The 21,595-nt window shown below is 73.2% G+C and carries 14 protein-coding genes; 7 read left to right on the forward strand and 7 right to left on the reverse strand.

The features are described from left to right. Nucleotides 1–42 precede the first annotated feature (42 nt). Nucleotides 43–252, reverse strand: a complete 210-nt coding sequence (locus tag CV755_RS34365) for a hypothetical protein (RefSeq protein WP_153068760.1) — start codon at nt 250–252, stop codon at nt 43–45. A 43-nt stretch (nt 253–295) separates the two neighbouring features. After that, nucleotides 296–1,858, reverse strand: a complete 1,563-nt coding sequence (locus CV755_RS28545) for an alpha/beta hydrolase (RefSeq protein ID WP_109283129.1) — start codon at nt 1,856–1,858, stop codon at nt 296–298. A gap of 190 nt (nt 1,859–2,048) precedes the next feature. On the opposite strand from CV755_RS28545, the gene CV755_RS28550 reads away from it, so the two are divergent. After that, nucleotides 2,049–2,672: an RraA family protein gene (locus CV755_RS28550; protein ID WP_109283130.1), complete on the forward strand. Its 624-nt coding sequence runs from the start codon at nt 2,049–2,051 to the stop codon at nt 2,670–2,672. A gap of 72 nt (nt 2,673–2,744) precedes the next feature. On the opposite strand, the gene CV755_RS28555 is transcribed toward CV755_RS28550, so the two are convergent. The 4 genes from CV755_RS28555 to CV755_RS28570 are packed head-to-tail and all read right to left on the reverse strand — an operon-like array spanning nt 2,745 to nt 8,623. Then, nucleotides 2,745–4,673 carry an ABC transporter permease gene (locus tag CV755_RS28555; RefSeq protein WP_109283131.1) on the reverse strand — a complete coding sequence of 643 codons (1,929 nt, stop codon included), beginning with the start codon at nt 4,671–4,673 and terminating at the stop codon, nt 2,745–2,747. Continuing rightward, complete coding sequence (modA, locus tag CV755_RS28560) at nt 4,670–5,452, reverse strand: molybdate ABC transporter substrate-binding protein (protein WP_109283132.1); 783 nt, start codon at nt 5,450–5,452, stop codon at nt 4,670–4,672. Before modA ends, CV755_RS28555 begins: the two co-directional genes overlap by 4 nt. A 13-nt stretch (nt 5,453–5,465) precedes the next feature. Further along, the gene (locus CV755_RS28565) at nt 5,466–5,855 is read right to left on the reverse strand and encodes a TOBE domain-containing protein (protein WP_109283582.1); all 390 of its coding nucleotides are present in this window, start codon (nt 5,853–5,855) and stop codon (nt 5,466–5,468) included. A gap of 44 nt (nt 5,856–5,899) precedes the next feature. After that, a complete protein-coding gene (locus tag CV755_RS28570; RefSeq protein ID WP_109283133.1) occupies nt 5,900–8,623 on the reverse strand; it encodes a lysylphosphatidylglycerol synthase domain-containing protein in 2,724 nt (907 codons plus the stop codon). Between the two features lie 176 nt (nt 8,624–8,799). Between CV755_RS28570 and CV755_RS28575 the strand changes: the two genes are divergently transcribed. The 5 genes from CV755_RS28575 to nudC all read left to right on the forward strand — a co-directional run bounded on the left by CV755_RS28575 (nt 8,800) and on the right by nudC (nt 18,937). Beyond that, a complete protein-coding gene (locus CV755_RS28575) occupies nt 8,800–9,144 on the forward strand; it encodes an MGMT family protein (RefSeq protein WP_109283584.1) in 345 nt (114 codons plus the stop codon). A 366-nt stretch (nt 9,145–9,510) separates the two neighbouring features. After that, nucleotides 9,511–12,870, forward strand: a complete 3,360-nt coding sequence (locus CV755_RS28580; RefSeq protein WP_241561428.1) for an ATP-dependent helicase — start codon at nt 9,511–9,513, stop codon at nt 12,868–12,870. 35 nt (nt 12,871–12,905) lie between these two features. After that, nucleotides 12,906–16,487, forward strand: coding sequence for an ATP-dependent DNA helicase (locus tag CV755_RS28585; RefSeq protein ID WP_109283134.1), 3,582 nt, complete (start codon nt 12,906–12,908; stop codon nt 16,485–16,487). 73 nt (nt 16,488–16,560) lie between these two features. Beyond that, complete coding sequence (locus tag CV755_RS28590; protein ID WP_109283135.1) at nt 16,561–17,946, forward strand: dipeptidase; 1,386 nt, start codon at nt 16,561–16,563, stop codon at nt 17,944–17,946. Nucleotides 17,947–18,004: 58 nt separating this feature from the next. Then, nucleotides 18,005–18,937, forward strand: a complete 933-nt coding sequence (gene nudC / locus CV755_RS28595; protein WP_109283136.1) for an NAD(+) diphosphatase — start codon at nt 18,005–18,007, stop codon at nt 18,935–18,937. A 22-nt stretch (nt 18,938–18,959) separates the two neighbouring features. On the opposite strand, the gene CV755_RS28600 is transcribed toward nudC, so the two are convergent. Next, complete coding sequence (locus tag CV755_RS28600) at nt 18,960–19,199, reverse strand: mycoredoxin (RefSeq protein WP_109283137.1); 240 nt, start codon at nt 19,197–19,199, stop codon at nt 18,960–18,962. 180 nt (nt 19,200–19,379) lie between these two features. Between CV755_RS28600 and CV755_RS28605 the strand changes: the two genes are divergently transcribed. Then, a complete protein-coding gene (locus CV755_RS28605; RefSeq protein ID WP_109283138.1) occupies nt 19,380–21,569 on the forward strand; it encodes an ATP-dependent DNA helicase UvrD2 in 2,190 nt (729 codons plus the stop codon). Nucleotides 21,570–21,595 lie beyond the last annotated feature (26 nt).

The following is a 21,595-nucleotide window of genomic DNA, read 5'->3' on the forward strand; positions in this document are numbered from 1 at the left end:
ACGGAAGGGCGGGGGCGCGTGGCAGGGGGCGTTGGGTGCGTGTCAGAGCCCGGGGGACCACGCACGCGGGTCCGGGTCCGGCGGGGGCTGGGACGGCGGGGTGGGGCTGGGCGTGGGGCCGTGCGGCGGGTGGACCATCGGCCCGGACTGCGTCTGCCAGAGTGCCACCAGCGTGGCCAGCAGCGCGGCGACGGCCAGGGCACCGGTGGCCAATTGCCCCCGGTGTCCGTCGCGTGAGGCGCGGTTCGGCATATGCCCCCTCCCAACTGGTCTGGTTCCTATAGGACTATGCGTCCTATGAGCACACCTTGTCGTGTGCTGGAACCGTACCGTTCAGGAGGTAGGCGTCCACCGCGTTCTTGACGCAGGCATTGCCGCTGTCGTAGGCGCCATGGCCCTGCCCCTGGTACGTCATCTCGGTGGCGACCCCCGGGCCCAGCGCCTGGACCATCTTCCGCGCTCCCTCATAAGGGGTCGCCGGGTCACCGGTGTTGCCCACCACCAGGATCGGTGCCGCGCCCTTGGCGCTGACGTCCGGGTTCTGCCACTCGCCCTTGACCGGCCATCCGGTGCACTGGGTGAGCCCCCAGGCCATGAAGTCACCGAAGACCGGGGATACCTTGCGGAACTCCGGTACCAGGGTGGAGATCTGCTGGGCGGAGTAGCGCTGCGCATAGTCGGCGCAGGTGATGGCGGTCAGCGAGGCCTGGAGCGAGCTGTAATGCCCGTCCTGGCTACGGCCGTTCATGGCGTCGCCCAGGGCCAGCAGTACGCGCCCGTCACCGTTCTCCGCGTCCTCCACGCCCTCGGTGAGGTAGTCCCAGAAGTCCTTGGAGTACAGGGACTGGGCTATTCCGCTGGTGGCCAGCGACTGGGTGAGCTGACGGCCGTCGGCACCCGGGATGGGCTGCTTGCCCAGCCGGTCCAGCAGGGCGGTGATCTGTTGCTGGGTGGGGCAGTTGTCATGCTGGTGGGGGCAGTCGGCCAGATAGTTGTCCAGCGCCAGCTGGAAGCCGCGGGTCTGGCCCAGGGCGCCCTGGACGGGATCGGTGGTGGGGTCCACCACCGCGTCGAACAGCGCCCGGCCGACCCGCTGGGGGAACAAGTGGGCGTAGACGCCGCCCAGTTCGGTGCCGTAGGAGACGCCGAAGTAGTGCAGCTTGTCGTCGCCCAGCGCCTGGCGCATCAGGTCCATGTCGCGGGCGGCGTTGGCGGTGCCCACATGGGGCAGCACCTGGTGGGAGTGCTTCCGGCAGCCGTCCGCGTACTTCTCCACCCTGTTCACCAGGGCCTGTTGCTCCTCCGGGCTGGTGGGGGTCGAGCCGGCCGCGTAGTAGGTGTCCAGCTCCTTGTCGTCCAGGCATTTGACGCCCTCGCTGCGGCCGACGCCGCGCGGGTCGAAACTCACCAGGTCATAGCGGGCGCGCAGCGACTTGTAGTCATCGGCGAAGGCGGGCAGCGAGGTCACCCCGGAGCCGCCGGGGCCGCCGAAGTTGAAGATCAGGGAGCCGATGCGGTGGGCCTGGTCGGTGGCCTTGGCGCGGATCAGGGCGATGCCGATGGTGTCGCCGTGCGGCTTGGCGTAGTCCAGCGGGGCCCGCAGGGTGGCGCACTCCCAGTCATTGCCCGGCTTCTTGGCCGGGGCGCCCTCACTGACATCCGGGGCCGGGCAGGCGCCCCAGCTCAGCCGGGGTGCGCCGGATTTGGTACTGGACGAGGCCCTGGGCTCGGCGGCCGTCGGAGCGGGGGCGTCGGAGGTGCAGCCGGGCAGGACGAGCGCGAGTGCCAGCAGACAGCAGGAGCGTATGGATCTCGGCACGGCGCGCTCCCGGGTCTCGACGGCGGGGACACGCTCCATGCTCGGGGCGGGGGTGGCGGGGCGCGCGTGCTGTGCGGCGTACGGGTGATGCGGGTGCCCTTCGGCTTTGGGGGCGGGGACTGCCGCCCGGGCCGGGTGGGTGCTTATTATCTCGACGTCGAGATACTCGTGATCGAGCAATATAACGAGTGGCAGGCGGAAGCCAACTCCCCCTCAGCGAAGGAGAGATATGAACGCCCGCTCCGGACTCCGGAACATCCCACCGACCACCCTCGCCGACATAGTGGGAGGCGGGCAGGTCATGGACATCGGCATCCGGCCGCTGTGGGCCTCGATGCCGCGAATCGCCGGTCCGGCGTTCACCGTGCGATGCCCTCCGGGCGACAACCTCATGGTCCACGCGGCCATCCATCGCGCGGAACCTGGTTCGGTCATCGTGGTGGAATCGGGTGATCTGGACTACGCGCTTGCCGGGGGAAATGTGTGCGCCGTCGCCCAACGCCGGGGGATCGCGGCGTTTGTGGCCGATGGGGTGCTACGGGACCTGGCCGAGGTGCGCGCCATGGGCTTCCCCGTCTTCGCCAGGGGCGTCATCCCCATCCCCGGCACCAAGACCGCCGCCCATCCGCTCAACGTACCGGTGCGCTGCGGCGGGGTGACCGTGCACGCCGGTGACATCGTGGTGGCGGACGAGGAGGGCGTCGTCGTGGTGCCCCACGCCCGCCAGGAGGAGGTACTCCTGGCCGCCCGGGCCAAGTTGGCCAAGGAGGCCGATGAATCCCTTGACGCCTGGGAGGAGGCGCACCGCGCCCGCATCGACCGGATCCTCCGCGAACAGGGCTTCCAGGGCTGACCTCGCCGTCGCCGGGTGACGGGCCCGGGGCAGGGCCTCTGGTCACTGCGCTACCAGCGTGACGTCCACTGGTCACTGCGCTACCAGCGTGACCTCCGCGGCCTTGACGCCGGCCCACACCTTGTCGCCCTCCGCCAGCGCCAGTTCGGCGGCCGCGGCGGGGGTGATCTCGGCGGTGAGCTGCGGGGGGCCGTCGATCAGCACCCGGATCCGGCCGCCCTGGGCGGTGAGTTCGCGGATGGTGCCCGGCCAGATATTGCGGGTGCTGGTGTGTTCCGGGGGAGTGGTGTGCAGGGTCACCGCTTCCGGGGGTATGACGGCCAGGGCGGAGGTGGTGTGCGGCGGGAGCGGGTCGGCGGCGGTGACCTCGGCCCCGTCGGGGAGCAGCAGGGTGCGGGGTGAAGTCGCCTCTCCGGGAAGGGCGTTGCGGCCCAGCATGCGGGCCACCCAGGGGGTACGGGGATGGCGGCTGAGCTCGGCGGGGGTGTCGTACTGGGCGATGCGGCCGTGCTCCAGTACCAGGATGTGGTCGGCCAGCGAGACGGCCTCCACGGGGTCATGGGTGACCAGCAGGCAGACACCGGGGAAGCCGGCCAGGTGGGTACGCAGGGTGTGCCGGACCTGGGCCCGGGTGGTGGGGTCCAGGGCCGCCAGGGGCTCGTCCAGCAGCAGCAGTCGGGGCCCGGCGGCCAGGGCGCGGGCCAGGGCCACTCGTTGGGCCTGGCCGCCGCTGAGCGCTGTTGGCCTGCGATGGGCCAGTTCGCCGATGCCCAGCCGGTCCAGCCATTGCCGGGCCTGGCGGCGCGCCTCGGTCCGGGGGATGCCCTGGGCGCGCAGGGCGTAGGCGGTGTTGCCCAGGGCGGTCAGGTGGGGGAAGAGGGCGCCGTTCTGGGGGACCCAGGCGATATGGCGTTGGTGGGACGGGGTGAGCCCCATCTCAACGTCTCCTATGCGCAGGGTTGTTGCGGTGGCCCGCGGCGTTATGCCGAGCAGTGCTCGCAGCAGGGTGCTCTTTCCGGCGCCGTTGGGGCCGACGATGGCGACGGTGGTGCCGGAGGGGGCGTCGAGGGTGGCGGTGACGGCGCCGGTGACGGTGGCGCGGAGGGGGTACGCCGTTGCCGGGTGCGGCGCCGTTGGGGGGCACGCGCCTGCGGCGCGTGGTGGATCCCACTTGCTGTCAGCAGACTTGGCAGGGGTTTCCGGCGGGAGCTGGGCGCCATTGGCGGCGGGCGGGTTCAGCCAGCGGCCCCGCAGCGAGACCAGTACCCCCGAGGCAATCACCAGCAGCAGCAGGGAAACCGCCGTTGCCCCCGCCGGATCGTCCTGCAACAGCAGATACACCTGGAGCGGCAAGGTCTGGGTGACCCCGGGGAGATTGCCGGCGAAGGTGATGGTGGCACCGAATTCGCCCAGCGCACGAGCCCAGCACAGGGCGGCTCCGGCCACCAGGCCCGGCGCCACCATCGGCACCGTCACGGTGGCGAACACCCGCAAGGGGCCCGCGCCCAGGGAGGCCGCCGCCTCCTCGTAGCGGACGTCCAGTCCGGCCAGTGCCCCCTCCAGGCTGACCACCAGGAAGGGCATGGCGACAAAGGCGGCCGCCACCACCGCTCCCGCCGTGGAGAACGGCAGGGTCACACCGAGGGAGGCCAGCCAGGGGCCCGTCACCCCGCGCCGCCCATAGCCCTGGAGCAGGGCCACCCCGGCCACCGTGGGCGGCAGCACCATGGGGAGCATCACCAGGGAGCGCACAAGTGCCTTGCCCCGAAAGTCGGTTCGGGCCAGCAGCCAGGCCAGGGGGACTCCCAGGCAGAGGCTCAGCAACAGGGCCCAGCCGGATACCGTCAGGGAGAGGGTGAGTGCCGAGCGCACCTCGGCCGAGCCCAGCCGGGCGGGCAGGGTGCGCCAGGGTGTACGCGCCAGTACCCCGCTCAGCGGCAGCAGCAGGAACAGCACCGCCAGCCCGGCGGGCAGGGTCAGAGCAACGGGCTTGCTTTTCACGGCTGTTGGAAACCGGCCGCGCGCAGGAGTGTCCGGGCGTCGGGGGAGGCAAGCCACTTGACGAAATCGGCTGCCGCGTTGGCGTGCCGGGAGGACTTCAGGGTGGCGGCCGGGTAGGAGGCCACCGCGTTCTGGGCGTCCGGGATGTCCACGGTGGTGACCTTGCCCTTGGCCGCCGCCGCGTCTGTGACATAGACGATGCCGGCGTCCGCCTCACCGAGGGAGACCTTGCTCAATACGGCGCGGACACTGGGCTCCTGGGAGACCGGCTGCACGGTGAGGTGCTGCCGGTCCAGCACCTGCTTGCTGTAGCGGCCCACCGGCACCTGTGGTGCGGCCAGTACCACCTTGAGGCTGCTCGCGGTCAGGTCGGAAAGGCCCTTGATGTGCTGGGGGTTGCCCTCGCGGGTTGCGATGACCAGCCGGTTCCTGGCGATCAGGGAGGGCTTGCCGGTGTCCGCCCGCAGGCCGTCCATGGTCTTGGTGTCGGCGGTGACCAGCGCGTCGGCCGGGGCGCCCTGGCGCACCTGGGCGGCCAGTTCCTGGGAACCGGCGAAGGAGAACCTCACCGTGGTGCCGGGGTGTTGCTTCTCATAGGCGGCGCCCGCCTGTTTGAAGACATCGGTGAGGGAGGCGGCCGCCAGCACGGTGAGGGTGGTCCTGCCCTCGCCCTTGTCCGAGGAGGAAGAGGAGGACGAAGAGGACGAGGAGGAGCAGGCGGTCAGTGGCAGCAGCAGGGCGGTGGCCAGCAGGGCGGCGAAGACGGACTTTTGGCGCATAGCGGGCTCCGGATCAGACGCGGTCGATGTGCACATTGGTGGCCTTGACCCGGGCCACCGCCTCCATCCCCACGGCCAGCCCGAGTTCCTCCACCGCCTCGCGGGTGAGCAGCGAGACCAGTCGGTGCGGTCCGGCCTGGATCTCCACCTGGGCGGCGACATCGCCGAGCTTGACGGCGGTGATGATGCCGGGGAAGGCGTTGCGGGCGGAGGTGTAGGGCTCCTGTTCATTGCCGTCCGCCGCCAGGGCCGCCGCGAAGGTCGCCAGATCGGCGCCCTCGATGGTGCGTTTGCCCGACTCGTCCCGTTCAGTTGGTATCCGTCCGGAGTCCGCCCAGCGGCGGACGGTGTCGGGGCTGACGCCGAGCAGCCGGGCCGCCCGGCCGATGGTGTAGGACTGCATATGCGGCACGTTAGGGGCGTGGAGCTCGCATCTGCAAGGCGATCCTAGATCGCTCCCTTGCGGGTGAGATGGGTGAAGGAGATCCAGCCGGGCAGCACCGGCAGCCAGAGCGTCATCAGCCGGAACAACAGCACCGCCGGGGCGGCCTGTTCGGCGGGCAGCCCGGCGAAGGTCAGTGCACCGGTCATGGCGAACTCCACCGCGCCCACCCCGCCCGGGGTCGGGGCCGCCGAGCCCAGGGCGTTGGCGGTCAGGAAGACCACCGCCGTGCTGGCGTAGCTCAGCCCGCCGCCGAAGGCGCGGATCGCGGCGTCCAGGCACATCACATTGGCTCCGGTGAGCAGCAGCATGCCGCCGATGCCGGAGAGCAGCTTCTGGGGGCGCTGGAGGACGTCCAGCATGCGCGGCACCACCCCGGCGAACAGTGAACGCACCCGGGTGGAGACAAACTTGCGCAGCACCGGGATGGCCGCCACCACCAGCACCAGCACCGCCGCGGTGAGCAGGCCGCCGATCACGGTGCGGGAGGGGCCCAGCGAGGAGCTGCGTTCGGTGCCGGTGACATAGCCGAAGGACAGCAGCAGCATGATGTGGCAGGCCAGACCGAAGAGCTGGGAGGCGCCCACACTGGCGACCGCCAGCCCGGGCCGTACGCCCGCCCGTTGCAGAAAGCGGGTGTTGAGGGCGACACCGCCCACCGCGGCGGGGGCGACCACCTTGACGAAGGAGCCCGCCACCTGGGCCAGTACGGTCCGGCCGAGGGTCACCTTCTCCGGGACAAAGCCCAGCAGGGCCATCGCGGCGGCGAGGTAGGTCAGCGCCTGGAAGGCCACCGCCACCGCCACCCAGACCCAGTCGGCCTGGTCCACCAGCTTGCCGAACTGGATATGGGTGAGCTGGGTGAGCAGGAAGTAGGCGGCGAAGGCACCGGCCACAAAGCTGATCAGGGTGCGGGGCCTGACCCGCTCCAGCCGCACCGGCTCTATCGGGGCCTGCGGGCGGATCAGCAGCACCTGCTGGCGGATCCTGACCAGCAGGTCCTCCTCGCGGGCCTCCTCCAGGGCCTCGTCCATGGCCTTCTTCTCGGCCTGGCGCTCGGCCTTCTCGGCCGCCTTGAGGGACTTGCGGTCGGTTTCCGGGGCCCGCGCCGCCTCCTTGGCCTCCTTGGCCGCACGGGCGTTGGCCAGTACCGTCTCGCGTTCCCGCTCGGCGCGCTCCCGGGCCAGCCGGCGCAGCGCGGCCCGGCTGATCCGGGTCAGGGCCAGCGGCTGGAGCAGTGGCAGGCTGTCGGCCACGGCGTCCGGGCCCAGCACGCTCACCGCGGTGTTCACCGCGCGCTCCGGGCCCACCCGCAGCGCCAGGGTGACCAGCAGCTGGGCCACGTCCATCCGCAGCACCAGATCACCGGCCGCGATCTCGCCGCCGCGCAGGTCGGTGAGGACCACATTGCCGGAACGATCCACCAGCAGGGCGTCCCCGTCCAGCCGGCGGTGGGCGATCCGGCGCGACTGAAGGACCTGCACCTGGCGCCAGGCGCTGGCCATCAGCTCGTCGGTGAGCTCCTCGTCCGGGATGGTGTCCAGGGTGCGGCCGGGGATGTGCTCATAGACCAGCATCACCGCGTCCGGGCCCAGCTCGGAGGTGGCGATCAGCTTGGGGGCGTTGGCGCCCGCGGCGATGGCGGCATAGGCCAGCAGCGCCTCCTGCTCCAGGGCCTGGCGCAGCGACTGCAGGCTGCGGCGCTGGGTGATGCCGCGCAGCGCCAGGCGCTGCCAGAGGCGGTAGAAGAAGCCCTGGGCCTGCTGCTCGCGGTCCACCACGGTGACATCCAGCGGCGGGCCGTCCTCCAGGGTGACCAGATAGCGGCGGCCCCGGTCGTTGTGGACATGCTCGGCGGGGTCCTCGGTGCGCAGCGCGGTGACCGGCTTGAAGCCCACCCGGCGCAGCCCGGCCAGCAGATGCTGGCCGGTGGGGCGGACATTGGGGGAGCCGACGGCGTAGAGGGTGCCATAGGCGACGGTCCAGCCGATCAGGACCGTGATCACAATGGAGAAGGGGGTGGTGTAGCCGTTGACCAGGACGGCGAAGGCGTCCAGCAGCAGCACCGCCCACATGGCGATCCGCCAGCGGGGACGGCGGGACATGCCCACCGCCGTCATATAGGCGATCACCGGGGAGAGGTAGCCGTGCACCGGGTCGGTGACGCCGCCGCCCGGGGTGATGCGGATCAGCGCCTGGTGGATGGACTCCGGGGCGGCCTTGGCCACCCAGAGGTCGGTGGCCAGCGAGACGCCGTGCGCCAGCACCGCGGCCAGCACTCCGTCGGCGACCCGCAGCCCGTCCCGTTTGATCAGCCGCTCCACGGCGAAGGCGACCGGGACGATGAAGATCGCCACATTGGCGGTGAGTCCGGCGAGGTTGGCCAGCAGCTGGGGGGCGTGGCCGGCGCTCTCATGGATGTCCTGCGCCAGGCCGGTGGTGGTCTGGTGCGCGAACGCCGCCAGGGCCAGCACCAGGGCGATGCCCAGGATGCCCAGGAAGAGGCGCACCAGGTCGGCGGGGCGGTGGACGCGGGCCGGAAGCAGCGGCTCGTCGCCGGAGACCTTGTCGATGTGGAACTCGCCGTCCTCGTTGTCGCGGGGGTACGAGCCGTGTGCCCCCGTTCCTCCATCGCCGGGCAGCCCTCGGGGAGCGCGGGGCTCCTCCTGGGGAGGCTGCGCGCCCTTTGGTTCGTCCGACCCTTCTTGGTCTTCTCGTTCTCGTATCACCGTCACCGCCCGGAAGATGGTGGCATGGCCCGGCCGGGCGCGGGGGTAGCAGGGTGCACTTCAGGGGCGCGGCCAAAGGATCGTACGCCCTGTAGTGCCGGTGCGCACTCTGGGTGATCTTGTGGAATTCCGGGCTCCGGGTGCGGGCGGGCCGGGTGTCCGGGGGCTGCGGCAGGATGGGCGGAATGGACGCGCTGCCGGAATACGCGGAACGGGTGCTGGCCGTTGCCGAGGAGATCCCGCCGGGCCGGGTGATGACCTATGGCGATGTCGCCGAGTGGCTGGGTGAAGGAGGGCCGCGCCAGGTGGGCCGGGTGATGGCGCTCTACGGGGCGGCGGTGCCCTGGTGGCGGGTGGTCCGGGCGGACGGGGCACTGCTGCCCGGCCATGAGGCGCGCGCCCTGGAGCACTACCGGGTGGAGGGCACGCCCTTGCGCGAGGGTCCCGCCGGGCCCCGGCTGGCCATGGCGCGGGCACGGTGGGACGGGTCGCCGGACGACGGGGGCTCCGGTGCGGGGTAGCGGGCCCGGCGGGCTTGGGACGGCGGCGGGTGCGGGGGTGGTGCGGGTTCCGGGCGCCTTGGCGGCGGTGCGGGTTCCGGTTCGGGTGCCGGGTGCGGGGCCGGTTCGGGTGCCGGGTGCCGCCCCGGTTCCGGTTGCGGCTCCCGCCCCGCCCCGCGCACCGGTTCGGGTGTGAATCCCGCCACCCGCGCGGGCGCGGGCAAGCGGCGACACCCGAAGGGATGAGGCGGAAGTACGGGTGGGGTGACGCCCGGGACGCGCTGCGCCCCGGGCGCCCGGTGGCGTAGCGTCGGGTGTCCCCCCGACCGACTCCCGCATCGACCGCAACACCCCTCCCCGCGACCCCATCAGGACCGGCAATCCATCGTGAGCTCGACCCTTTCCCTCGCTGGTTCCCTCGCTGCGGCCACCGCCCAGGGTGGCTACCGGCTGGTCCGTACCAGGCCGGAGCGGGCGGCCCCTCCTGACCTGGACGCTGCCCAGCGTTCCGTGGTTGAGCACCGGCAGGGGCCGCTGCTGGTGCTGGCCGGGCCGGGCACCGGCAAGACCACCACCCTGGTGGAGGCGGTGGTGGAGCGCGTCCGCCGGGGGACCGACCCGGAGCGGGTGCTGGTGCTGACCTTCAGCCGCAGGGCCGCCGTGGAATTGCGCGACCGGATGGCGGCGCGACTGGGGGGCGCGCAAGGCCCGCAGGCCACCACCTTCCACTCCTATTGCTATGGCCTGCTGCGGGCCCACCGGGACACCGGTCTCTTCGCCGACCCGCTGCGGCTGCTCTCCGGTCCGGAGCAGGACGTCGCCGTCCGTGAACTGCTCGCCGGGCAGGCGGAGTTGGAGCGCGAGGGGCGGGTGCGGGTGCGCTGGCCCGAGGAGCTGCGCGCCTGCCTGACCACCCGGGGCTTCGCCGACGAGGTGCGCGCGGTGCTGGCCCGCAGCCGGGAACTGGGCCTGGACCCCGGGGCGCTGGGCGCCTTCGCCGCCCGCAACGGCCGGACCGACTGGGCGGCGGCCGCCGCCTTCCTGGCCGAGTACCTGGATGTGCTCGATATGCGCGGGGTGATCGACTACGCGGAGCTGGTGCACCGCGCGGTGCTGCTGGCCGAGCGGCCGGAGGTGGCCGCGGAGCTGGCCCGCTCCTATGACGCGGTGTTCGTGGACGAGTACCAGGACACCGACGCGGCCCAGGCCCGGCTGCTGAGGGCGCTGGCCGGAAACGGCCGTACCCTGGTCGCCTTCGGCGACCCCGACCAGTCCATCTACGCCTTCCGGGGCGCCGATGTGGGCGGCATCCTGGACTTCCCGCACGCCTTCCCGCGTACCGACGGCAGCCCCGCCCCGGTCGCGGTGCTCACCACCGCCCGCCGCTCCGGCGCCGCCCTGCTGGCCGCCACCCGGCTGCTCACCCACCGGATGCCGCTCACCCGGCTGCCGGCCGCGGCCGTCCGCGCCCACCGTGAGCTGACCGCCGTCCGGCCGGGCGGCCGGGTGGAGGCGTACACCTACCCGACCCCCGGCGCCGAAACCGAGAACATCGCCGACCTGCTGCGCCGCGCCCATCTGGAGGACGGCGTCCCCTGGGGCGCCATGGCGGTACTGGTCCGGGCCGGTGCCCGCTCGCTGCCGTCCATGCGGCGCGCGCTGACCTCGGCGGGAGTGCCGGTGGAGGTGGACGGCGACGATATGCCGCTGCGGCATGAGCCGGCGGTGGCGCCGCTGCTGACCGCGCTGCGGGTGGTGGCGGAGTCGGCGGTCGCCGGACGGACCGGACCGGCGGGCGGACAGCAGCCGGACGACAACAACGCACCCCGCAGCGCGGTCAGCAGCGACGCCCCCCGGCCGCGCCTGCGGCTGACTCCCGAGGTCGCCCTCGACCTGCTGACCTCGCCGCTGGGCGGCATGGACGGCGCCGATCTGCGCCGCCTGGGCCGGGCGCTGCGCGAGGAGGAACGGGCGGCGGGCGAGGCCGTACCCCGCCCCTCCGACACCCTGATCGCCGAAGCACTCGCCGAGCCCGAACGCCTGATCGCGCACCACAGCTCGTACGCCAGAGGCGCCCAGCGCCTGGGCGCGCTGCTGCGCACGGCGCACGAGCTGCTCGTCCGGGGGCGCACCGTGGAGGACGCCCTCTGGGCGCTCTGGGACGGCACCCCCTGGCCCGACCGCCTGCGGCGCTCCGCCCACCGCGGCGGCGCGGCGGGCCGTAACGCCGACCGCGACCTGGACGCGGTCTGCGCCCTCTTCGAGACCGCCGCCCGCGCCGAGGAGCACACCGGAGGCCCCGGCGCCCTGAACTTCCTGGACGAACTGGACGCCCAGGACATCGCCGCCGACACCCTCACCCGCCGCGCGGTGCGCCCGGACGCCGTCCGGCTGATGACCGCGCACCGCGCCAAGGGTCTGGAGTGGCGGCTGGTGGTGGTGGCCGGTGTCCAGGAGGGCCTCTGGCCCGACCTGCGCCGCCGCGGATCGCTGCTGGAAGCGGACCGGATAGGCCGCGACGGCATCACCGAACCGCTCAGCCAGGCCGCCCTGCTGGCCGAGGAACGCCGGCTGTTCTATGTCGCCGCCACCCGCGCCCGGGACCGCCTGGTGGTCACCGCCGTCAAGGCCGCCGCCGAGGACGGCGACCAGCCCTCCCGCTTCCTCGCCGAACTCGGCGTCCAGCCCGCCGACATAACCCAGCGCCCGCGCCGCCCGCTGGCCGTCTCGGCCCTGGTCGCGGAGCTGCGCGCCACCACCGTGGACCCCACCGCCTCCGCCGTGCTGCGCGCCGCCGCCGCCGAACGGCTGGCGCGGCTGGCCGCGCTGTGCGACGAGGAGGGCCGGCCGCTGGTGCCCGCCGCCCACCCGGACCGCTGGTGGGGCCTGTACGAACCCACCCACAGCCCCGCCCCGCTGCGTGACGCCGGGCAGCCGCTGGCCCTGTCCGGCTCCGCCCTCGGCCAGCTGGCCAACACCTGCTCGCTCCAGTGGTTCCTGGGCCGCGAGGTGAAGGCGGACGCCCCCGCCACCGCCGCCCAGGGCTTCGGCAATGTGGTGCATGTCCTGGCCGACGAGGTGGCCTCCGGCCGTACCCCCGCCGATCTGTCCGTACTGATGGAGCGCCTGGATACGGTCTGGGACGCGCTGGCCTTCGACGCCCCCTTCAAGTCCCGGCAGGAGAAGGAGAACGCCCGCGCCGCCCTGGAACGCTTCCTGCGCTGGCACGTCCTGGAACGCGGCCGTACCCCGGTGGCCACCGAGCACGGCTTCGAGGTCACCCTCCGGGCGGGCGAGCACCGCATCCGGGTGCGCGGCTCCATGGACCGGGTGGAACGGGACGCCGGGGGCCGCGCCTATGTGGTGGACTTCAAGACCGGCCGCACCGCCCCCACCGCCGACGAGGTGGCCCACCACCCCCAGCTGGCCGTCTACCAGCTCGCCGTCGAGGAGGGCGCGCTGGACGAGGCCTTCGGCGGGGTACGGCCCCCGGTGGGCGGCGCCGAGCTGGTGCATCTGCGGCAGGGCGCAGCCAGGAAGGACGGCGGGGACGCCCTGCCCAAGGTGCAGGGCCAGCGGCCGCCCGGCGAGGCACCGGACGGCGACTGGATCGGCGGGCTGCTCGCCGAGGCGGCCGGGCGCGTCCTGGAGGAACGCTTCGCCCCGCGCCCCGGCGCACACTGCGGCAACTGCTCCTTCCGCACCTCCTGCTCGGCCCGGCCCGAGGGCCGCCAGGTGATCGAATAGGGCGTTGTCAGTGGGTCCGGTTAGCGTCTTGTCCCGTGAACCCGCGCCTGACCGACCCCGAGCAGCTCAAGGAGCTGCTGGGCATCCCCTTCACCCCGGAGCAGACGGCCTGCATCACCGCGCCGCCCGCCCCGCAGGTCATCGTGGCCGGGGCCGGGTCGGGCAAGACCACGGTGATGGCCGCCCGGGTGGTCTGGCTGGTGGGCACCGGGCAGGTCGCCCCCGAGCGGGTGCTGGGGCTCACCTTCACCAACAAGGCGGCCGGCGAGCTGGCCGAGCGGGTGCGCAAGGCGCTGGCCCAGGCCGGCGTCCACACCGGGCAGCCGGATGACGGCGCCACCGGCGAGCCGCAGATCTCCACCTACCATGCCTTCGCCGGGCGGCTGCTGAAGGACCACGGCCTGCGCATCGGCCTGGAGCCGGACGTCCGGCTGCTCGCCGACGCCACCCGCTACCAGCTCGCCGCCCGGGTGCTGCGTACCGCCCCCGGCCCGTACCCCGCGCTCACCCGCCCCTTCGGCGACCTGGTCGCCGACCTGCTCGCCCTGGACGGCGAACTCGCCGAGCACCTGGTGGAGTTGGACGAGCTGCGCGCCCATGACACCGAGCTGCTGGCCCGGCTGGAAGGTGCCAAGCTCTCCAACGCCGATCTGCGCAAGGTGCCCGAGACGGCCCGGGCCCGGCTGGAACTGCTGGGCCTGGTCAGTGCCTACCGGGCCGAGAAACGGCGGCGCGGCCTGCTGGACTTCGGCGACCAGATCGCCCGCTGCGCCGAACTGGCCCGCACCCGGCCGGAGGTGGGGCGGCTGCTGCGCGAGGAGTTCCAGGTGGTGCTGCTGGACGAGTACCAGGACACCTCGGTGGCCCAACGCCTGCTGCTGGCCCACCTGTTCGGCGGCGGCAGCGGCCATCCGGTCACCGCGGTCGGCGACCCCTGCCAGGCCATCTACGGCTGGCGCGGCGCCTCGGTGGCCAACCTGGACGACTTCCCCCGGCACTTCCCGCACGCCGACGGCAGCCCCGCCCGCCGCCAGTCGCTCAGCGAGAACCGCCGCAGCGGCGGCCGGCTGCTGCGCCTGGCCAACGGCCTGGCCGCCGAGCTGCGCGAGCGCCATGAGGGCGTGGCGGCGCTGCGCCCGGCCCCCGGCGCCGAGCACGACGGCCTGGTGCGCTGCGCCCTGCTGCCCACCCACGCCGAGGAGTTGAGCTGGCTGGCCGACTCCCTCGCCCACCTGGTGCGCACCGGCACCCGGCCCGGCGCCATCGCGGTGCTGTGCCGTACCGCCACCGACTTCGCCCGGATCCAGGGGGAGTTGACCGCCCGGGACATCCCGGTCGAGGTGGTCGGCCTGTCCGGGCTGCTGCATCTGCCGGAGATTGCCGACCTGGTGGCCGTCTGCGAGGTGCTGCAGGACCCCACCGCCAACGCGGCACTGGTCCGGCTGCTGACCGGCCCGCGCTGGCGGATCGGCCCGCGCGACCTGGCACTGCTGGGCCGCCGGGCGCGCACCCTGGTGCCGTACGGCAGCGCGGGCACCGACCCGGAGCGGCGGCTGGCCGAGGCGGTGGAGGGCCGGGACCCGGCCGAGACCATCTCCCTGGCCGATGCCCTGGACACCTTTCTGACCGGCGAGGACGCCGACGACGGCCTGCCCTTCTCCGCCGAGGCCCGGGTGCGCTTCGCCCGCCTCGCCGCCGAACTGCGCGATCTGCGGCGCTGCCTGGCCGATCCGCTGATGGACCTGCTGCACCGGGTGCTGGCCACCACCGGCCTGGAGGTCGAGCTCTCCGCCTCCCCGCAGGCCCTGGCCGCCCGCCGCCGGGAGACCCTCGCCCAGTTCCTGGACATCGCCGCCTCCTTCGCCGGGCTGGACGGCGAGGCCGGGCTGGCCGCCTTCCTGGGCTTTCTGCGCACCGCCGCCCAGTACGAGAAGGGGCTGGACAACGCGCTGCCCGGCGGCGAGGACACCGTCAAGGTGCTCACCGCCCATAAGTCCAAGGGTCTGGAGTGGGATGTGGTCGCCGTTCCCGGCCTGACCGCCCGCGCCTTCCCCAGCGAGCAGTCCCGCGACCTGTGGACGGCCCAGGCCAGGGTGCTGCCGCACGCCCTGCGCGGCGACGCCGGCACCCTGCCGGAGGTGGCCTCCTTCGACGCCAAGGGGCTGGCCGCCTTCAAGGCCGCCATGAAGGAACACCAGCGCATCGAGGAACTCCGCCTGGGCTATGTCACCTTCACCCGCCCCCGCTCCCTGCTGCTGGCCTCCGCCCACTGGTGGGGCCCGGAACAGAAGCGCCCCCGCGGCCCGTCCGCCTTTCTGCACGCGCTGCGCGAGCACTGCGAGGCCGGCCATGGCGAGATCGAAGCCTGGGCCGATCCGCCCGAGGAGGGCGCCGAGAACCCCTCCCTGACCGCCACCCAGCAGGCCGACCTGGCCTGGCCGCTGCCGCTGGACGAAACGGCGCTGCGGCTGCGCCGGGCGGCCGCGGCGGAGGTACGAGCCCGCCTGGAGCGCCAACTCGCGAGCGGGGACGGCGAGTTGCCCTCCGGGGCGGGCCGGTCGTCGGACCCCGCGCCCGACCCGGAGCACGCCGCCGTACCGGACAAGGCCGCCGAGCCCGCTTGGGCCCACGCCCACGACCCGGACTGGCCACCGCCGGAGGAGGACGAGTTCCCCGAGCCCATGGACGAGGACGGGTTCCCCGAGTCCATGGACTGGGACGCGCTGTCCAGTGTCCGTCCGGACGGTGACCCGGGCCGGGCTCCGCTGCCGGCTCCCCGGCAGCAGGGCGAGGCGGCGCTCACTCACGAGGCGGCGCTCGCCCATGAGTCAGCGCTCACTCCCGAGGAGGCGCTCAGTCATGAGGAGACGCCCACCCCCGAGGAGACACTCACTCCCGAGGAGGCGCGGCTGATCGCCTCCTGGGACCGGGATCTGCGCTCGCTCACCGGTGAGCTGCGCCGGGCCCGGGCAACGGTGCGTGAGGTGCTGGTCCCGGCCTCGCTGACCGCCACCGAGCTCACCCGGCTGGCGGCCGACCCGGACGGCTTCGCCCAGGAGCTGGCCCGGCCCATGCCGCGGCCGCCGCAGCCCGCGGCGCGGCGCGGCACCCGGTTCCACGCCTGGGTGGAGTCCCGGTTCGAGGCCCTGCCGCTGCCGCTGCTGGGCCCGGACGAGCTGCCCGGCGGCGCCGAGGACGAGCCGGAGATCGCCGACGAGCGCGATCTGGCCGCGCTCAAGGAGGCGTTCGAGCGCACCCCCTACGCCCATCGCGCCCCGCACCGGGTGGAGGTCCCCTTCCAGCTGGCCCTGGCGGGCCGGGTGATCCGCGGCCGGATCGACGCGGTCTACCCGGGCGAGCGGCCCGGCACCTTCGAGATCGTTGACTGGAAAACCCACCGACGCCTCCCCCGGGGCCTGGAGGGCCCGGGAGGTGCCCCCATGGCCGACCCGCTCCAGCTGGCCGTCTACCGGCTGGCCTGGGCCGAGCGGCACCGGCTGCCGCTGTCCGCGGTCGGCGCGGCGTTCGTCTATGTACGCGACGGCGAGGTGGTCCGCCCCGAGGGCCTGCCCGACCGGGCCGGGCTGGAGCGGATCCTGCTGGAGGGGGATGGGTGAGGTGGCTCACGGCTGTGGTCAGGCGGGAAACACCGGTCCCGGTTACCGCCGGTGTCCGGATAGGCTCGACGGCATGAGCCCGACCCCGGACAGCGCCGTCCGCAGCTATATCGCCACGCACCGTGCCGCCTTCCTCGACGACCTCGCCGAGTGGCTGCGCATCCCGTCCGTCTCGGCCGACCCCGGCCGCGCGGGCGAGGTACGGCGCAGCGCCGACTGGCTGGCGGCCAAGCTCCGCGAGACCGGCTTTCCCACCGTGGAGGTCTGGGAGACGTCCGGCGGCCCGGCGGTCTTCGCCGAGTGGCCCGCCGGCACGGAGGGCGCGCCGACCGTGCTGGTCTACGGGCACCATGACGTCCAGCCCGCCGCCCGGGAGGACGGCTGGCACACCGAGCCCTTCGAGCCGGTGATCAAGGACGGCCGGCTGTACGCCCGGGGCGCCGCCGACGACAAGGGGCAGGTGTTCTTCCACACCCTGGGCCTGCGGGCCCACCTGGCGGCCACCGGCCGCAGCGCCCCCGCCGTCAACCTCAAGCTGATCGTGGAGGGCGAGGAGGAGATCGGCTCGCCGAACTTCCCGGCCCTGATCCGGGAGCACGCCGACCGGCTGGCCTGTGACGCGGTGATCGTCTCCGACACCGGGATGTGGTCCGAGGACACTCCCACCGTCTGCACCGGGATGCGCGGCCTGATCGACTGCCAGATCGACCTCTACGGCCCTGACCAGGACATCCACTCCGGTTCCTTCGGCGGCGCGGTGCCCAACCCGGCCACCGAGGCCGCCCGGCTGGCCGCCGCCCTGCACGACGAGGACCGCAGGGTGGCCGTCCCCGGCTTCTACGACGGCATCGTGGAGCTGACCGACCGCGAGCGCGAACTCTTCGCCGAGCTGCCCTTCGACGAGAAGAGCTGGCAGCGCACCGCCCACTCGCACGGCACCCTGGGCGAGTCCGGCTTCACCACCCTGGAGCGCGTCTGGGCCCGGCCCACCGCCGAGGTCAATGGGATCTCCGGCGGCTACCAGGGGCCGGGCAGCAAGACCATCGTCCCCGCCAAGGCCCAGCTGAAGCTCTCCTTCCGGCTGGTGGCGGGCCAGGACGCGGAGGGCATCCAGCAGGCGCTGCGCCGCTGGGTGGCCGGCCGGCTGCCCGAGGGCATCCGGCACGAGATCACCTTCTGGGGCGCCACCCGTCCCTGTCTGACCCCGCTGGACGACCCGGCGCTGCGGGCTGTCGTACGGTCGATGGAGCGCGCCTTCGAGCGGCCGGTGCGCTTCACCCGGGAGGGCGGCTCCGGACCGGCCGCCGATCTGCAGGACGTACTGGGCGTTCCCGTGCTGTTCCTGGGCATCTCGGTGCCCTCGGACGGCTGGCACGCGCCCAACGAGAAGGTGGAACTCGGCCTTCTGATGAAGGGCGTGGAGACCGCCGCCTATCTGTGGGACGAGCTCGCCGGCTAGCCGGCCGGCCGTACCCGCCATGTAACACCACCATTCGCAGGGGGAGTTGGAAGCAGCCGTGACCACCTGGACCGAGCCGGCCGCCGACCGGCCGATCAAGCTAAGCGGCGCGAGCGGCATCGACCGCGCCGCGCATCACCGCCTCGACGAGGCCTGGCTCTCCGCGGCCTGGAGCCACCCCTCCACCCGGGTCTTTGTGGTCTCCGGCGGTCAGGCGCTGATCGACGACACCCCCGACGGCCGCACCGAACTGGTGATGACCCCCGCCTTCGAGGCCCCGCCCACCGAGACCCATCGCTACTTCCTGGGCCAGGACGAGGACGGGGTGGCCTACTTCGCGCTCCAGAAGGACGCGCTGCCGGGCCGGATCGACCAGTCGGCGCGCCCCGCCGGGCTGCGCGAGGCCGGGCTGCTGCTCTCCCCGCGGGACGCCGGGCTGCTGGTGCACGCGGTGGCCCTGGAGAACTGGCAGCGCCTGCACCGGTTCTGCTCGCGCTGCGGGGAGCGCACGGTGATCGCCGCGGCCGGGCACATCCGCCGCTGCCCGGCCTGTGGCGCCGAGCACTACCCGCGCACCGACCCGGCCGTGATCATGCTGGTCACGGACGAGAAGGACCGGGCGCTGCTGGGCCGCCAGATGCACTGGCCGGAGGGCCGCTTCTCCACCCTGGCCGGCTTTGTGGAGCCGGGGGAGTCCATTGAGCAGGCGGTGCGGCGGGAGGTCGCCGAGGAGGCCGGGGTGCTGGTCGGGGCGGTGGAGTACATCGCCAGCCAGCCCTGGCCGTTCCCCTCCAGCCTGATGCTGGGCTTCCGCGCCCAGGCGCTGTCCTCCGACATACAGGTGGACGGCGAGGAGATCCATGAGGCCCGCTGGTTCTCCAGAGAAGAGCTGCGGGCCGCTTTCGAGTCCGGAGAGGTACTGCCTCCCACCGGAATCTCCATCGCGGCCCGGCTGATCGAGCTCTGGTACGGCGAGTCCCTGCCGTCCTGAGGGCTTGCGCCCCCGGCCCGGGTCAGATGCCGATCTTGGCCTTGACCTGGGCCAGCGAGGGGTTGGTGAGCGTCGAGCCGTCCGCGAACAGCACGGTCGGGACGGTCTGGTTGCCCCCGTTGGCCTTCTCCACAAAGGCCGCCGACTCGGCGTCGTGCTCGATGTTCACCTCGTTGTACGCGATTCCCTCGCGGTCCATCTGGCTCTTCAGGCGTCGGCAGTAGCCGCACCAGGTGGTGCTGTACATCGTCACGGCGGACATCGAGGCTCCTTTGCGGTCGGGGGTGGGTGGTGCTCCGGTGGTTGAACGCGCGACCGGCTTTGGCCATTCCCCGGCCGGCACGCCCCCGGTTCCGCCGGTACCCCGGTATTCGTATGACCGGCCGGGGCCGGCTGTGGACGACGGTCCCGGCCCGCTCCGCGAACCTGGCAGCATGGCGGGGTGACATCAGCGACGCACTCCACCCTCTTCCCCGCCGTGCCGGAGACCCCGGACGCGGTGCTCGACGGGCTGGACCCCGAGCAGCGCGAGGTGGCGACCTCCCTGCACGGACCGGTGTGCGTACTGGCCGGCGCCGGCACCGGCAAGACCCGGGCGATCACCCACCGGATCGCCTATGGCGTGCGCTGCGGAGTGCTCCAGCCGGCCAGTGTGCTGGCCGTCACCTTCACCAACCGGGCGGCCGGCGAGATGCGCGGCCGGCTGCGGCAGCTGGGCGTCACCGGCGTCCAGGCCCGCACCTTCCACTCGGCGGCCCTGCGCCAGCTGCAGTACTTCTGGCCCAAGGCGGTCGGCGGCGAGCTGCCCCGGCTGCTGGAGCGCAAGGCCCAGCTGGTCACCGAGGCCGCCGCCCGCTGCCGGCTCCGCCTGGACCGCACCGAGCTGCGCGATGTCACCGGCGAGATCGAATGGGCCAAGGTCACCCAGACCGTCCCCGAGGACTATCCGGCCGCCGCCGCCAAGCTCGGCCGCCAGGCCCCCCGCGACCCGGCCGAGATCGCCCGGATCTACGCCACCTATGAACAGCTCAAGCGCGACCGCTCGGTGATCGACTTCGAGGATGTGCTGCTGCTCACGGTGGCCGTGCTCCAGGACCGGCAGGACATCGCCGAGACCGTTCGCCGCCAGTACCAGCACTTTGTGGTGGACGAGTACCAGGACGTCAGCCCCCTCCAGCAGCGCCTGCTGGAGCTGTGGCTGGGGGACCGGGACAGCTTGTGTGTGGTCGGTGACGCCAGCCAGACCATCTACTCCTTCACCGGCGCCACCCCGGATCACCTGCTGAACTTCCGGGTCCGCCACCCCCATGCCACGGTGGTCAGACTCATCCGCGACTACCGCTCCACGCCCCAGGTGGTGCGGCTGGCCAACGGGCTGCTCGCCCAGGCCACCGGCCGGGCCGCCGAGCACCGGCTGGAGCTGGTCTCCCAGCGGGAGAACGGGCCGGAGCCGGAGTACGCCGAGTTCGCCGACGAGCCCTCCGAGGCGGAGGGCATCGCCCGGCGGATCCGCCGGCTGCTGGACTCCGGCACCCCCGCCAGCGAGATCGCGGTGCTCTACCGCATCAACGCCCAGTCCGAGGTGTATGAGCAGGCGCTGGCCGACGCCGGGGTGCCCTACCAGCTGCGCGGGGCCGAGCGGTTCTTCGAACGGCCCGAGGTGCGCGAGGCCCAGCTGCTGCTGCGCGGCGCCGCCCATGCGGCGGGCGGCGCCCTGGACCCCCGGCTGAACAACGCCGGGGAGCTGGCCTCGCAGGTGAGCGCGGTGCTCTCCAGCCGGGGCTGGACGCCCGAACCCCCGGCCGGCTCGGGCGCGGTGCGCGACCGCTGGGAATCCCTGGCCGCACTGGTCCGGCTGGCCGAGGACTTCGGCCGGGCCCGGCCGGACGCCGGCCTGGCCGACTTCTCGGCCGAGCTCACCGAGCGGGCCGCCGCCCAGCACGCACCCACCGTGGAGGGTGTGACTCTCGCCTCACTGCACGCGGCCAAGGGCCTGGAATGGGACGCCGTCTTCCTGGCCGGCCTCACCGAGGGCATGCTGCCGATCACCTACGCCAAGACCGATGAGCAGATCGAGGAGGAGCGCCGGCTGCTCTATGTCGGGGTGACCCGGGCCCGGCGCCATCTGACCCTCTCCTGGGCGCTGTCCCGCTCCCCGGGCGGCCGGCCCTCCCGCCGGCCCAGCCGGTTCCTGGCCGGCCTGCGGCCAGGCTCCAAGGCGCCCCGCCCCGGAACGGCGGACATCTGGGAGCCGGTGGCCGGCGGAATCGAACGCGGCCGGCCGGCCGGCCGGGTGCGGCGGACGCCCGCCCGGTGCCGGGTCTGCGGCCGCACCCTGACCGAGGCCGGCGAGATCAAGCTGCTGCGCTGCGCGGACTGCCCCTTCGAGCTGGACGAGGGGCTCTATGAACGGCTGGTGCAGTGGCGCGGTGAACAGGCCCGTCTGCTGGGCCAGCCGGACTTCTGCGTCTTCACCGACAAGACCCTGCTGGCCATCGCCGAGGCGGTTCCGGGAACCGAAAGCGAGCTGGCGGGCATCCCCGGTATGAGGAGACGCAAGCTCGCCCAGTACGGCGCCGACCTGCTCGCACTGTGCGCCGGAGGAGAGCCGGAGAAGTCTCCCGAAAAATAGTTTGCGCGGTCGGACGGCGTACCCAT

It is taken from the genome of Streptomyces orinoci (assembly GCF_003121295.1).
GTDB classification, from domain to species: Bacteria; Actinomycetota; Actinomycetes; order Streptomycetales; family Streptomycetaceae; genus Streptomyces; species Streptomyces orinoci.

Bases quoted from the DNA above. Each gene is read 5' to 3' on its own strand.
- CV755_RS28550 (WP_109283130.1), top strand. From the start codon at position 2,049: ATGAACGCCCGCTCCGGACTCCGGAACATCCCACCGACCACCCTCGCC.
- CV755_RS28545 (WP_109283129.1), bottom strand. From the start codon at position 1,858: ATGGAGCGTGTCCCCGCCGTCGAGACCCGGGAGCGCGCCGTGCCGAGA.
- modA (WP_109283132.1), bottom strand. From the start codon at position 5,452: ATGCGCCAAAAGTCCGTCTTCGCCGCCCTGCTGGCCACCGCCCTGCTG.
- CV755_RS28600 (WP_109283137.1), bottom strand. From the start codon at position 19,199: ATGTCCGCCGTGACGATGTACAGCACCACCTGGTGCGGCTACTGCCGA.
- CV755_RS28590 (WP_109283135.1), top strand. From the start codon at position 16,561: ATGAGCCCGACCCCGGACAGCGCCGTCCGCAGCTATATCGCCACGCAC.
- CV755_RS28565 (WP_109283582.1), bottom strand. From the start codon at position 5,855: ATGCAGTCCTACACCATCGGCCGGGCGGCCCGGCTGCTCGGCGTCAGC.
- CV755_RS28575 (WP_109283584.1), top strand. From the start codon at position 8,800: ATGGGCGGAATGGACGCGCTGCCGGAATACGCGGAACGGGTGCTGGCC.
- CV755_RS34365 (WP_153068760.1), bottom strand. From the start codon at position 252: ATGCCGAACCGCGCCTCACGCGACGGACACCGGGGGCAATTGGCCACC.